Genomic DNA, 13,010 nt, shown 5'->3' with positions numbered 1-13,010 from the left:
AGCGAGGGCCTCGCTCTAAACGGATGCGGCACGGCCTGGTAGGGCGGTTGTATCCAGAATCTGTTGCAAAACCTCGTCAGCTGAAATTTCTCTCGCCTCAGCTTCGTAGCTGAGCCCCACGCGGTGGCGCATGGCGTCGAGGAAGATGTCTTTGATGATGGCTGGGGAGACGTGATCCATGCCGCGCAGCCAAGCGAGCGCGCGGCTGGCTTGATAGAGGCTTATCGAGGCGCGTGGCGAAGCTCCGTAGGAAAGCAGGTGGTTGTCCGATTGGCGTTCGCTGGCCATGGCTCGGGTCGCTCGTACGAGCTCGAGGATGTAGGCTTGGATTTCCTCGGAAACGTGTACGGCGTCGACTTCGGCTCGGAGAGTGAGAAGCTCCTCTCCTGTGGCGACAGGGTGAAGTTCTGGCTTTTCCGTGACCTGTCCCCAGCGACGCATCATTTCGAATTCGTCTGCGTGACTGGGGTAATCCACGAGCAGTTTGAAGAGGAAGCGGTCGCGTTGGGCTTCTGGAAGCGGGTAGGTGCCCTCTTGTTCTACCGGGTTCTGCGTGGCCATAACGAAGAAGGGCTTCGGGAGCTGATGGGACTCAGGGCCAAGCGTGACCTGCTTTTCCTGCATGGCTTCGAGTAGGGCGCTTTGCACTTTGGCTGGGGCGCGGTTGATTTCGTCGGCTAGGACGAGATTGGCGAAGATCGGTCCCTTATGCGGCTCGAATTGGCCGGATTGGGTTTGGTAGACCATGGTGCCGATGACGTCGCTCGGCAGGAGGTCTGGGGTGAACTGGACGCGTTCGAACTGGAGGCCGAGGGCGGTGCCGAGGCTCTTGATCAAAAGGGTTTTGGCCAGGCCGGGCATCCCTTCTAGGAGTACGTGCCCGTCGGCGAGGAGGGCGACTAGCATGCGTTCGACGACCACTTCTTGGCCGAGGATCGCTTTTCCAACTTCGTTTCTGACTCGTTCAGACCAGCTGCTCATGTGCTTTTGAAATATTCTGTAGGGGATTGGCGTCAGGGGGCGGTCCCTGGAAGCTGAGAAGGACACCGCCGAATGACCTGCTAATCAAGACTATGTTTCGTTCAGTTGCCTCTGAAACGGCGCGGCGAGGCGAGTTTGTTCAATTTGGTTGGAAATCACAAATAACTTGTGCTCGGAGGAACGCTCGAGCAGGGGTGTTTTATGGCGAAGAAATTTTGGTTGATAAAGAGCGAGCCGGACGTGTTTGGATTTAATGATTTGGCGAAGTGCGAGAATCAGACGGAGCATTGGGACGGAATACGTAACTATCAGGCTCGCAATTTCATGCGGGACGAAATGCAGAAGGGCGATTTGGCCATTTTCTATCACTCAAATGCCGGACCTGAAGTGGGGGCGGTGGGGCTTGCTGTAGTGGCTAGCGAAAAAGCTTACCCAGATCACACCCAGTTTGATCCAAAATCCAAATACTTCGATGCGAAGTCGCCCGAAGACAATCCACGTTGGCTGATGGTGGATTTCAAGTGGGCCGCCGAATTCAAGCGATTGGTGACGCTGAAAGAGCTAAAGGAAGCTCCGGAGCTGGAAGAGATGCTGGTCGTGAAGCGTGGCCAGCGACTATCGATTCAACCGGTTGAGAAGGCGCACTTCAAAGCGGTCTGCAAGATGGGTGGAATGCTCGTGAAGGAGCTGAAGGCGTTGGGTGTTTAGGTGCTGGCGACTGCCGATAGGGCGGGTCCGCCGTGTCATGCCTTAGGTCCGGGGCGGCGCCCGAACCCTACCATTTTATACGTCCACTGTCTTCAGCTTTGCTCGTATGTTTGCGAGCATGTCTTCGGGGGCGAGTCCGTGGCGTGCCCGCAGGTCGGATACGCTGTCTCCGTGCCCAACAAATTCGTCGGGCCAGCCGATGCGTACCAGCGGAGTGGTGACATCTTCGTCGGAAAGCGTTTCGGCGACGAGGCTGCCGAATCCTCCTGTGCGGATTCCATCCTCCATCGTTACGAGGAGGCGGCATTGCTTGGCTTGGGCGAGCAGGAGTTCTGTATCCAGTGGCTTGATGAAGCGGGCGTTGATCACGCCAACACTCAAGCCGTCTTCGGCTTCGATCTTCTTCTTCAGGGCAAGGGCGTCTTTGATCATTGGACCTAGGGCCCAAATGACAATGTCGCTGCCATCGGAGAGGATTTCAGCTTTGCCGATCGTGAGCGGCTTTGGCTCGTCTTTGATCGTGACCCCTTCGCCGGCTCCACGTGGATAGCGTATGAAGGCGGGGAGATCTTGATCGAAGGCGGTCTGCATCATGTCGACAAGTTCGTCTTCATCCTTGGGCTGCATGGTGATGAGGTTGGGGACCATGCGAAGGTAGGAGATGTCGAAAAGGCCGTGATGGGTGGCGCCGTCGTTTGGCGAGAGACCTGCTCGGTCCATGCAGAAAACCACTGGCAACTTCTGTAGGCAGACGTCGTGGATGATCTGGTCGAACGCTCGCTGGAGGAAGGTGCTGTAGATTGCGCAGACGGGGCGGAGGCCGCGAGTCGCCATGCCGGCCGCGAAGAGAACTGCGTGTTCCTCGGCGATACCGACGTCGTAAAATTGTTCTGGGACCTCGTTGCTGAGATGGATGAGACCGGTGCCCGATGGCATCGCCCCTGTGATCGCAACTTTCTTGGTGTCGGCCTTGGCGAACTTCACCATGGCTTTGCCAAAAACGTCTTGGTAATTCGGCGGGGTCGGCTTTGCGGAGCCGTTTGACTTGCCGGATTCGATGGCGAAGGGGCTGGTGCCGTGGAAGCGTTCAGGGAAGTCGATCGCGGGCTTGTAGCCTTTTCCCTTTTTCGTGACTACGTGGACGATTACTGGCTCGTGGGATTCGCGGGCGAACTCGAGGTAGCGGGTGACCAGCGGCAAATCATGTCCGTCGATCGGGCCGAGGTAGCGGACTCCGAACTTCTCAAATAGGGAGGAAGGGACCACCATGCTCTTCCAGCCGCGTTCCGCCTTTTTGCCGAGCTTTACGAGCGAGTCGCCGCCGGGCACGTTTTTCAGGAATGAGCCGAAATCGTGATGGAGGCGGTTATAGATGGGGTTGGTGATCAGCTCGTTGAGGTACTTCGAAATGGCTCCAACGTTTTTGGCGATCGACCACTCGTTGTCGTTAAGGATGATAACGAGGCGTTTGGTGGACTCGGCGACGTTGTTGAGCGCCTCCATGGTGATTCCGCAGGTGAAGGCCGCGTCTCCACAAACGGCGACGACATGGTCGTCTGAACCTGTCGCGTCGCGGGCGGTCGCCATGCCGAGCGCTGCGGATAGTGCAGTACCGGCGTGACCGGCGCCAAAGGCGTCATGATCGCTCTCGTCACGGGACAGGAAGCCGCTGAGCCCCTTCGAGCTGCGAATCCCGTCGAATTCAGGTCCGTTGCGGCCGGTTAGAAGCTTGTGCACGTATCCCTGGTGGGAGGTGTCGAAGACGAACTGGTCCTGCGGGGTGTTGAACACCAGATGGAGGGCGATGGAGAGCTCGACAACGCCAAGATTTGGGCCGAGGTGGCCTCCGTTGACGGAAGTGACGTTGATCAAGCGGTCACGGATTTCCTGAGCCAAGGTTTCGAGCTGCTCTTGGCTGAGTTCGCGCAGGTCCGAAGCACCCTTTATCTTGCTGAGAAGAGGGTAGGATTCGCTCGGGGCGTTGTTCTGTGTGTCGTCGTTCAAGGTGGCTGGCGTTCGGAAAGGGGCGAAACTCAAGTGATTCCGCCGTGCTTGTCCAACACTTTGGTAAAAGGAGAGCTTATTGCTCTGATTCGAGGGCTTCGAATTCGGGGCCGTTTTCAGTTTTCGACCTGAGAACTTCGATCTTTTTCTCGGCCTCCTTGAGCTTGATGTCGCATTGGGAGAGGAGCTTGGTGCCTTGTTCGTAGTGGGTGATGAGCTTCTCGAGGGGGAGCTTGCTGTCCTCCATTTCCGAGACGATTCTCTCTAGCTTCTCCAGCCCCTCTTCGAAGCTTGCGATCATGTCCTGTTTCTTGGTGCTCACGAGGGGCGACTATGTAGGGAAGCTATTGGGATTCAAGGAAATGAAAACAGCAATTCCACTATCCGCCGACGGGAGGGGGATTGAATTCGGCGCTCGACAGATCTTGGGGGAGTGGGAATTTTGGAGCGTATGACCCTTCTTGAAACGGTTTTTGTCGTCGCCCTCGTGGCAAAATTGGTAGCGGAGCTCGTGCTCGATGCCTTGAATCGCTCTCAGGTCGCGAAAAACGCGAATTCGCTGCCCTCCGAGCTGGACGGTATCATGAGCGCAGAGAAATTTGCCAAAGCGAACGACTACACTGTGACGAAGAGCAGATTCGGCACGATCGGCCTGCTGCTTGATGCGGTTATTTTGGCGGCGGTGATATTGAGCGGAGTTTTGCCGGTGGCGTTTGAGGCTTGGAGCGCTTCGGTGGGCGATGCGGGGTGGAGCTCGGCTCTGTTCCTTGTGGTGGTGATGATCGTGCTCGGTTTGCCATCGCTTCCGCTCGAGTACTACGAGCAATTCGTTATCGAGGAGAAATTTGGTTTCAATCGCAGCACGACGAAGCTCTGGGTTGTGGACAAAATCAAGGGATCGATTGTCGGTTTGGTGATCGGGTTTCCGCTTCTTTGGCTTTTGATGAGCCTTGTCGGCTGGATGGGCGAGTTTTGGTGGGTGTACGGTTTCGCAATCATGTTCATCTTCCAGCTTGTCATGATGGTGCTCTATCCGATGTTGATCATCCCGCTATTCAACAAGCTGACTCCGCTTGAGGATGGAGACTTGAAAAGCCGATTGATGTCCATGTCGGACAAGGCGGGATTTAAGTGCAATGCGATTCAAGTGATCGATGGGAGTAAACGCTCTGCCCATTCGAACGCCTATTTCACGGGATTTGGAAAGTTTCGCCGTATCGTACTTTATGATACGTTGATCGATCAGCTGGGTGAGGATGAAATCGAGGCGGTGCTCGCTCATGAAATTGGTCACTATAAGAAGGGCCATATTCCAAAGATGATCGCGAGTTCGGCAATTATGATGTTTGCCGGGTTTTGGGTGGTTGGCTACTTGGCTAAGAGCGAGGAGTTTTTTGCTGGCTTTGGATTCGCTACGCCGAGCATAGGGATCGCGTTTTTGCTGTTTGGCCTGATTGGGGGACTGTTTACGTTTTGGATGAGTCCACTGTTTAATGTAATGTCGCGAAAGCATGAATACGAAGCAGATGCGTTCGCCCGCGATGTCGTCGGAGACTGGAAGCCGCTCAGCAATGCGTTGCGTAATTTGAGCGAGAAGAACCTCAGCAATCTGATGCCGCACCCTGCATACAGTGGCTTTCATTATTCGCACCCGACTTTGCTGGAGCGTGAGGCTGCGATGAAGTCAGGGGAATAGAGGCGATTTTCTTATGTTTCTCCGCCCGATAATCGCTCTGAGCGTTGCCCTGTTTGGGCTTTTAGCGGTTACGTTAGGGCAGGGAGGGGCTGATGCGGGTAAGCTTCGAGTCGCGACTTATAACTTGAGGAACTACTTGTCGATGGATCGGCAAGTGGATGGCGTTTTTCGAAGGGACTACCCGAAACCGGAGGAGGAGAAGGCCATCCTTAGTGAGGTAATTTTATCCGTGAGTCCCGACGTTTTGGTCGTACAAGAGATTGGCGGCCCGCAATACTTGGAGGAGCTGCGAAGCGATCTTGAGCTTAAAGGTTTGGAATACGAGGAGAGCTATGTGCTCGAGGCGGATGATGACGTGCGCAAGATCGGAGCTCTTTGGAAGGCTGATGTTGAGGTTGAAGCGATCGCGCATACTGCTGATCGCTTCAATTTGTTTGGAACGACGCATAGCATTAAGCGTGGGTTGCTGGAATTGCGAGTCGGGGCGGAAGGTATGGAAGACCTCAGCATTTTCGCGCTGCATCTAAAAAGCAAATACACGACAGATCAACGCGACCCTCAGGCACTTCAGCAACGTACGAAGGAGGCGCAAGCGGCCAGGGATAGGATTTTGAAGATTTATCCCCGTCCGGATGCGTCGCGGTTTTTGATTCTAGGCGATTTGAATGATTATCGAAATTCGTCGCCGGTACGTCGTTTTCTTGTCAAAGGGGATTTGCGGATTTCGCAAATCCAGGAGTTTACAGACGCGGATGGCTTGATTTGGACGCACTACTACAAAAAAGGGGGAGAGTATTCGCTCATAGACTACATTCTCGCGTCGCCAGGGCTGAGCGAAGGTCGCGATATAGTAGGCGGTGTCCAAGACAGTCGCGAGTACTACAAAGGTAGCGATCACCGACTTGTTTGGGCGGATATCCCCTTTCAGGGAAACTGAATCACTTGGGAAGTTCGGCGAGGTATTTCGCGATAGCGTTTTTCAAAGAGGGGAAGGCCCATTTTTCTGCTGGAACTTTGGTGGGGTCGACGAGGTGAATGCCGGCAACCTCTCCTTCTTCGGCCACGATGTCGTCGAACGAATGCACGTGCGCTTCCCAGTACGTATCCATAGTCCCGTAGATTACGCCGCGATAATGGTACTCGTTCGGAAATGAGGCAAAGAAAGTAGCGTTTGCGATGTCGAGATTGGTTTCCTCCTTTGTTTCGCGGACAACGACTTCTTCTAGACGTTCTCCGTAATCAGCAAACCCACCTGGAATTCCATACTTGCCCTTGCTCGGGGCGTTGGCTCTCTCAATGACCAGCAGTTTTCCTTCGTCGTCGAAAATTAGCGCTCCCGCCGAACTGGTCGGATTGAAATACATGAGGAAATCGCAGTCAGAGCACGTGATGCAGTTCCCGTTCTTTAGTTCGACGGAGCTAGAGCCGCAGCTCGGGCAAAAGTTGAAATGTTCTGTTACGAATTTGTCGCTCACGAGTGCGAAGGAAGGGGATTTGATACCCCGGCGGCAAGCCCGCAAAGGGCACATTTCTACTCACATCGCAAAAATCCCGCAATTTTCATTGATTTCCGAAATGCGAGGGGTAACGTGCCTGACTTCTTCTGACAGCCTCGTGGTGTAATGGTAGCACTAAGGTTTCTGGTTCCTTCTGTCGGGGTTCGAATCCCTGCGAGGCTGCCACTTCTCCAGGTCCGAAAAAGGACTGAAGATGTATGAAGTGGTTTGGGTGTCGGAGTACGGTAAAGCAGGGATGAGAACCCTTCCGTAGCGTAGCGAAGGAATCGTGGGTTCGACGTAGCGAAGCGCAGAAGGGCAACACGTAGTGTTGGGGCGGTAGCCCTGAGCGAAGCGAATCAATCCCTGCGAGGCTGCCATCCGTCGCTCGAAGGGCTATGGATGGCACGGCCACTTGACATGTGATTGAAGTGGTTTGGGTGTTGGAGGACATCTGGCAGGATGTTGAGTATCCGATTGTTTGCCTCTTCAACTGAGCTAGGAAAAGCGAGTATGGGAACTGTTGGCTGAGTTCCCATCTCTTTAACGATAAAGCGGCTGGGTGATTTGCAGGTGGAGCGAGAGCCTCCACTTTGTCTGCATAGTTGACGGAACAATGGGCTCTTCTGACGAGAATAACACGAGGTACACGCTGCTTCATCGGGCATTGGATATGAAGGATGACAAGGCGTGGGCGGAGTTGGTTACTCATTATCGCCGCTTTATTCTCTACGTACTTGGCGAGCTGCAGGTGAATGCCTCTGATCGCGAAGACCTTTGTCAGCAGGTGTTGATTTCGCTCATGGAAGACTTGCCTAACTACGATCGTGAGCGAGGTCGCTTTCGCTCATGGTTGAGCGGGGTTATCCGTAATAAGGCGGTCATGTTCTTCCGGAGTCAAAGCCGGTACCAGAAGCGACTCGAAAACGCTCGCCAAAAGGCTTTGCTCGAAGGAGATGAGCATTCGTCCGATGTTGATGAATACATCGAGCAGGAATGGGTTGCCTATATCGGAACGCAAGCGATGGAGCGAGTGAGGGATGCTTTCGAGGGGCGTGCGGTTGAAGTGTTCGAAATGGGATTGGATGGTGTCTCCGCTGGCGATATTGCTGAGAAGACCGGTCTCACGATTTCAACCGTCTACTCTCTGCGTAAGCGCGTTAAGAAGCGCTTATCGGAAGAGATCTACGAATTGAAAGCGGAGTTAGAACCATGAGTGAAGGGGCTGACGGATACGTGCCCGATAAGCGTCTGACACGCTTCGTGACGGAGGTGGAAAGTGAGGATGTTGAGGCTAAGGAAGACCTCTGTCCTTCGTTTATGGAATTGGTGCACCGAGGAGACCGGTATCGCGATGAAACGCATCTGGGAAGCGGTGGGCTAAAGGACGTTTACAAAGCCTTTGACGAGGCCGCGCGTCAGTGGGTTGCTCTGGCTAGGCTAAGAAAGGACCGGGGGCTACGTTGTTACGATTTGTTCGTGCATGAGGCGTGGCTGATAGCGTCGCTGAGTCACCCAAATATCATCAAGGTTCATGATGTTGGTGTAGATGAGGGTGGGCGGCCTTTCTTTACGATGGACCTTAAGCGAGGAACCAGCCTGAACGACCTGATCCGGTCGAATCCTCCGCAGATTGAACTGCTCGAGATTTTCCTGAAGATTTGTGATGCGGTCGCCTATGCTCATTCGAAGGGAATTATTCACCTAGACCTTAAGCCTGAGAATATTCAGTGCGACCGTTTTGGCGAGGTTCTGGTTTGTGACTGGGGATCTGCCTGCTCTCTTCAAAAAGAAAAGGAGGAGGGGGTAGATTCGTCTTTGTCTCGTGAACTAGGGGAGCAGGAAAGGAAAACTGGGGACCTGCGAGGGACTCCGGGGTATATGGCTCCCGAACAGATTACGGCACAAGATGGGTGCCATGACGAACGCGCAGATGTTTATGCGTTGGGATGTATTCTCCACTGCATTCTAAGCGGAGAGCCTCCGTTTAAGGGATCGCTTAAGGAAGTCTTGGATCAGACAAAAAATAGCGAGGTCACTTCATTGAGATCTCGTTTTCCGGATCGGGTTATTTCGAAGAGCATGGAAGCAGTTGTGCTGAAAGCTTTGGCGTTAAGTCCCTCCCGGCGTTATACGTCGGTGATCGAACTGAAGCAGGAGGTTCACAAGTTTCTGAGTGGTTTTTCAACTACAGCTGAGTCGCCCGGTCTTTTGCGAAAGTGTCGTTTGTTTGTCCGGCGACATCGGAACTCTGCACGAGTTACTTTGGCGGCATTGGTTGTGCTATCCTTGTCATCGGTTTTGTTCATGCAGCGTTTGGTGCATCAGCAAACGGTGACTGAGGAAGAGCAAGTTCGTGCCAATCAATTAATGTCTGAAGTTAGCCTTCTTTCGACGGAGTATGATGCCTTGTTTGAAGAGTCGACTGGGACAAAAAAGGAGTTGGCTGAGAAACTGGTTCGTTCAGCTGACCGGGCTCTTAATTCAAGCTTCTTTGAGCGACCGACCAGAACGGTAACTGATACCATTCGATTGCTCGATATGGCTTTAGAGCTTGATCCTGAATCTGAATCAGCAAAGTGGCAGCGCTATTACATACATGGTCTGCAAATGAATCATCAGGAGGCTTTAAAAATGGAATTGCCTGATGAACAGCATTTATTGCCTGAGATTTCTGGAATCGTCGAAGCGTACCCAAATTTTAATTATGGCCGTGAAAACAGACCGAGCCCTGAGGGTTTGAAGGGATTTTTTAAAGAGGCCATTCTCCATAATGATGAGTCTCGGATTAGTGGATACCTCGAACGTGTATTCACTTATCATCACATGATTGAATCCAGTTACCAGTCGCTATTGGCGGAGGAACTATCGGCTTTGGTGGCGTGTTTCAATGGAGGATCTGGTCAAACCGAAATGCGATACATCCCAGAAACGCACAAGGTTGTACTGAAGAGCGATGCTGACAAATTTGTACTCGCGAGTCGCAACGGTGGTTCCGGACACTGTATTCTCAGATTTCTGCCGGTTAGGCATTTGGAGCTGCACGTGGACGGAAATTTCAATTTAAAGCACTTGAAGTTTCTTGATGTGGAAACCGTGGACCTGAGTTATGGAGCTAACTTCAAGCTGAACTCTCGACTGAATCTACCCCATTTGAAGAAGATCATCATCCGCTCGGGAGAACTTTCGCCAGAGCTACTACGGGAGCATATCAGGTCGATCGATTATTTTGAAATCGTGGAAATCTAGACCTGAGGCTTAGTCCTTAAGGGGCTTTTTCTTATGCCTAGGCGAGTCGATGTGAATGATGTATGGGGTAGGGCCAGTGAGAGGATAGGGCGTTCGAAACGTCTTTTGTGTGTCTCCTTGTTCTTTCATCCATGTATCCAGTTTGTTAGAGAACTCTTGGACCATTTGCTTGTATTCCGGACTGTTTGCCAAGTTGTCGTACTCGTATGGATCCTTAGAAAGGTCGAAGAATTCAACAGCAGGGCGTTGGTAGTACTTTCTCATTTTCGCAGCTGCTGACGCGTTCGTTTTAGCTGCTTCGTCCCATGAGTGCCAGAACGCACCAGCCCCGTCTACTCGTAGAATGTCGGAGTGGTTGGAATGGTAGCAGTCTGGCTCGAGGTTTCTTATGTATTTGTACTTCCCATCACTGATAGCACGAATTGGGTATACGTTCATCTCGGAGTCTCCACTATGTGTAGTGAACATGAGACTACGATGGGTAGATTTTTCGCCAAGTAGCACTTGGGTAAATGAACGACCGTCGATCTCGTCTGAAGTTTTACCTCCGGCGATGTCAATTAAGGTCGGCATTAGATCGACCCAACTTACCATGGCCTTGGTTCTCGCACCTGGTTTGATCTTTCCTGGCCAACGAACGATAAATGGGACTCGTGTCCCTGAATCGTACAAGTTCCATTTTCCCATCGGCCATTGGCCTCCATGGTCCGAACTGTAGAGAAAGAGGTAGTCGTCAGTTCCAAAATAATCCTCCGCCATTTTGTCGATCGCGGCCATCATAGAGTCCATATGGGTTATATCCGTCAAATACCTCGCCCAGTGCTCTCTCGCCTCCTTCGTGTCTATGAGGTGCGGAGGCAGTTCGACCTCGGCGGGATCGTATTGCATCTCCTTTGTCCAGCTCACGTGCGGCCTATGGTCACCTACCATGAGGCAAAGAGGTTTCTTGGATTTTCGATCCACGAGAAATTTTCTTACCGCAGCAATGTTGCTGTCTTTGTGGATGAGCTCCACGTGGTCGAAGCCCAGCATAAAGGGCTGTTTCTTCCCGTGAGCGATCTTCCCGAATGAAACCACTTCGTATCCTTGCTCCTGCAATTGTCGGACCATGGACTGCGTCTCGGGACGGGGATTGGTGTGGTTTGCCTCAGCTCCATTGCGGGCTGGCATCAATCCACTCATGAGTGCGGCTCGGCTCGGGCCGCAGGCTGGAGACGCCACGTAGGCGTGCTCAAACACCATGCCCTCGTCCGCGAGCTTTTGCATCTGTGGAGTCTTGACCTGGGAGTGACCGTAGACGCTCGATTCGAGCCGACCGTGATCGTCGGCCAAAAAGATCACCATGTTTGGCTTTTGACCGGCCTCAGCTGGGGTCGCCATCAATAGGGCATGAAACACCCCAAAAGCGAACAGACCCAACGACTGTCTCATCAAAATCCCAATTCCTGTTTTGCGCATACGATTACGCTTTGCCGGCCGGCGGCGAATTGGGACAGGCGAAGCCGGAGAAGATAATCCGTGCTCCGCCGAAATGGGCTATTTAACCCGAATTGTGAAGCTGTAGGATTCCGAACCCTTCGCTGGGAGTGCGGTCAGCTGCTTTTTCTTCTCTATCTGAGCTGGAGCATTCGTGAAATCGTGATGCCCGATCATGGGTTCGAGACAGATGAGAGGCTTCTCTTCTGGTGGCCAAATGCCAACATGCGGGAAGTCGCCGAGATCTACTTCAATGAAAGCTGATTTCCCTTTTTCTGCGACACCGATTACGGTTCCTTTGCCAGCTCGAATGACTCGTCCGCCTTTGCCGACCATTCGAGGGTCTGCCAGATTTAGGCGTGTTTCGTTGTTCAAGAAAGGAACCGTATTCGGATTGGCAAGACCAGTCTCGATAGGCATCCGGCGAACGTTCATCGATTTTGAGAATACAAACTCGTAATCCTTTCGGGATTTTCCGCCTTTGGTCGGAAGGGTGAAACCGGGGTGTCCTGCGAGGTCGAAGTACATCGTTTCTTTGCCGAGGTTTTCGACCTGGAAGTCGTGGATGATGCTTTTGCCCTCTAGTCGATAGGTGATTGTGAGCTTAAATTTAAACGGGTAAAACTTTGCCGTTTTGCTGTCCGACTCGTAAACGAATGTAGCCTCTGACTTGCTGGTCTTTTCGATCTTCGCAGGTGTCTTGAAGACGTAGCCGATTCGAGGCATCGTGTAGGTCTTGCCCTTGTAGGTGTAGTCGTCATCTTTGAAGCGTACGGCGACTGGAAACATGATTGGAGCGCTACGCTTCCAGTTCTTTTTATCTCCCGGCCAGATATATTCCCTGCCGGTATCGTTCGCCTTTATGCTTTTGATCTCGGCACCGATTTGGTTGATGCTGACGGTTAGGTGCTTGTTCCTAATCGTCGTCATCTTCTGAGCGTATGCGGCTCCAGTGAGGATTAGGGATAGGGCCAGGCAGGTGAGTTGGGTGAGGCTTTTGAGTGTCATACTTCCTTGGTGTTTGGGTGGTAATGTTGTGAATCAGGGATGGATACACTTTGCCGGTGATCGCCTCGTTAGGGCATGTGAGGTGGAAAATCTTCACCAGCTAGTGTCGCGTCACGCATGGAATGCTCCCGACCGTAGCGCGGAGCTTCAGCCCGCGTCCCGCTTGCAGGATTGGTTCTCCACGGTCGCGGGCTAAAGCACCGCGCTATGTTACATGCATGACTAGACACTGGTGCAGTTCATGAGCTTGCTTAGTTTCCACAAAACTGAGTTCGCTGTCCCAATTTCTCCACTTCCGGCAAAGCGTAAGTGAATGTTTAGCCCCCTGAAAAATAGCTCAGTTCGAGGTGTATGTTGTTTCTTGGCATGCCTCGCCCTGTTCCGCACTTTAT

At 52.8% G+C, this 13,010-nt stretch carries 11 protein-coding genes and 1 tRNA gene; 6 read left to right on the top strand and 6 right to left on the bottom strand.

The features are described from left to right. Window positions 1–15: 15 nt before the first annotated feature. Window positions 16–981, bottom strand: coding sequence for an AAA family ATPase (locus JIN87_RS12655; RefSeq protein WP_200355933.1), 966 nt, complete (start codon window positions 979–981; stop codon window positions 16–18). Window positions 982–1,182: 201 nt separating this feature from the next. Here JIN87_RS12655 and JIN87_RS12650 point away from each other — a divergent pair, with 201 nt between their 5' ends. Beyond that, on the top strand, window positions 1,183–1,689 hold the full coding sequence (locus JIN87_RS12650; RefSeq protein WP_200355932.1) for an EVE domain-containing protein: 507 nt from the start codon (window positions 1,183–1,185) through the stop codon (window positions 1,687–1,689). A 75-nt stretch (window positions 1,690–1,764) separates the two neighbouring features. Here JIN87_RS12650 and dxs read toward each other — a convergent pair whose 3' ends face one another. Beyond that, window positions 1,765–3,693: a 1-deoxy-D-xylulose-5-phosphate synthase gene (gene dxs / locus JIN87_RS12645; protein ID WP_200355931.1), complete on the bottom strand. Its 1,929-nt coding sequence runs from the start codon at window positions 3,691–3,693 to the stop codon at window positions 1,765–1,767. Between the two features lie 76 nt (window positions 3,694–3,769). Beyond that, window positions 3,770–4,015: an exodeoxyribonuclease VII small subunit gene (gene xseB, locus JIN87_RS12640; RefSeq protein ID WP_325176384.1), complete on the bottom strand. Its 246-nt coding sequence runs from the start codon at window positions 4,013–4,015 to the stop codon at window positions 3,770–3,772. Between the two features lie 129 nt (window positions 4,016–4,144). On the opposite strand from xseB, the gene JIN87_RS12635 reads away from it, so the two are divergent. Continuing rightward, window positions 4,145–5,389: a M48 family metallopeptidase gene (locus JIN87_RS12635; RefSeq protein ID WP_200355930.1), complete on the top strand. Its 1,245-nt coding sequence runs from the start codon at window positions 4,145–4,147 to the stop codon at window positions 5,387–5,389. Window positions 5,390–5,402: 13 nt separating this feature from the next. Next, on the top strand, window positions 5,403–6,326 hold the full coding sequence (locus JIN87_RS12630) for an endonuclease/exonuclease/phosphatase family protein (RefSeq protein WP_200355929.1): 924 nt from the start codon (window positions 5,403–5,405) through the stop codon (window positions 6,324–6,326). A 1-nt stretch (window position 6,327) separates the two neighbouring features. On the opposite strand, the gene JIN87_RS12625 is transcribed toward JIN87_RS12630, so the two are convergent. After that, window positions 6,328–6,864: an NUDIX domain-containing protein gene (locus JIN87_RS12625; RefSeq protein WP_200355928.1), complete on the bottom strand. Its 537-nt coding sequence runs from the start codon at window positions 6,862–6,864 to the stop codon at window positions 6,328–6,330. 133 nt (window positions 6,865–6,997) lie between these two features. On the opposite strand from JIN87_RS12625, the gene JIN87_RS12620 reads away from it, so the two are divergent. From JIN87_RS12620 to JIN87_RS12610, 3 genes are all read left to right on the top strand, one after another. After that, window positions 6,998–7,071, top strand: a tRNA-Gln gene (locus JIN87_RS12620). Window positions 7,072–7,501: 430 nt separating this feature from the next. Then, window positions 7,502–8,101 (top strand): RNA polymerase sigma factor, encoded by a 600-nt coding sequence (locus tag JIN87_RS12615; RefSeq protein ID WP_200355927.1) that lies wholly within the window; start codon window positions 7,502–7,504, stop codon window positions 8,099–8,101. Next, on the top strand, window positions 8,098–10,134 hold the full coding sequence (locus JIN87_RS12610) for a serine/threonine protein kinase (protein ID WP_200355926.1): 2,037 nt from the start codon (window positions 8,098–8,100) through the stop codon (window positions 10,132–10,134). Before JIN87_RS12615 ends, JIN87_RS12610 begins: the two co-directional genes overlap by 4 nt. A gap of 9 nt (window positions 10,135–10,143) precedes the next feature. Here JIN87_RS12610 and JIN87_RS12605 read toward each other — a convergent pair whose 3' ends face one another. Both JIN87_RS12605 and JIN87_RS12600 read right to left on the bottom strand, forming a co-directional pair. After that, window positions 10,144–11,565: a sulfatase family protein gene (locus tag JIN87_RS12605; RefSeq protein ID WP_200355925.1), complete on the bottom strand. Its 1,422-nt coding sequence runs from the start codon at window positions 11,563–11,565 to the stop codon at window positions 10,144–10,146. A 105-nt stretch (window positions 11,566–11,670) separates the two neighbouring features. Beyond that, complete coding sequence (locus JIN87_RS12600) at window positions 11,671–12,618, bottom strand: aldose epimerase family protein (RefSeq protein ID WP_200355924.1); 948 nt, start codon at window positions 12,616–12,618, stop codon at window positions 11,671–11,673. Window positions 12,619–13,010 lie beyond the last annotated feature (392 nt).

Source organism: Pelagicoccus mobilis (genome assembly GCF_016595505.1).
In the GTDB taxonomy this organism is placed as follows: Bacteria; Verrucomicrobiota; Verrucomicrobiia; order Opitutales; family Opitutaceae; genus Pelagicoccus; species Pelagicoccus mobilis.
This window is presented reverse-complemented; position numbering and strand designations above follow the sequence as displayed.

What these genes read in the sequence shown, in the direction of transcription:
- JIN87_RS12650 (WP_200355932.1), top strand. Translation starts at nt 1,183, where the DNA reads ATGGCGAAGAAATTTTGGTTGATAAAGAGCGAGCCGGACGTGTTTGGA.
- JIN87_RS12610 (WP_200355926.1), top strand. Translation starts at nt 8,098, where the DNA reads ATGAGTGAAGGGGCTGACGGATACGTGCCCGATAAGCGTCTGACACGC.
- JIN87_RS12615 (WP_200355927.1), top strand. Translation starts at nt 7,502, where the DNA reads ATGGGCTCTTCTGACGAGAATAACACGAGGTACACGCTGCTTCATCGG.
- JIN87_RS12655 (WP_200355933.1), bottom strand. Translation starts at nt 981, where the DNA reads ATGAGCAGCTGGTCTGAACGAGTCAGAAACGAAGTTGGAAAAGCGATC.
- JIN87_RS12600 (WP_200355924.1), bottom strand. Translation starts at nt 12,618, where the DNA reads ATGACACTCAAAAGCCTCACCCAACTCACCTGCCTGGCCCTATCCCTA.
- JIN87_RS12635 (WP_200355930.1), top strand. Translation starts at nt 4,145, where the DNA reads ATGACCCTTCTTGAAACGGTTTTTGTCGTCGCCCTCGTGGCAAAATTG.
- JIN87_RS12605 (WP_200355925.1), bottom strand. Translation starts at nt 11,565, where the DNA reads ATGAGACAGTCGTTGGGTCTGTTCGCTTTTGGGGTGTTTCATGCCCTA.
- JIN87_RS12630 (WP_200355929.1), top strand. Translation starts at nt 5,403, where the DNA reads ATGTTTCTCCGCCCGATAATCGCTCTGAGCGTTGCCCTGTTTGGGCTT.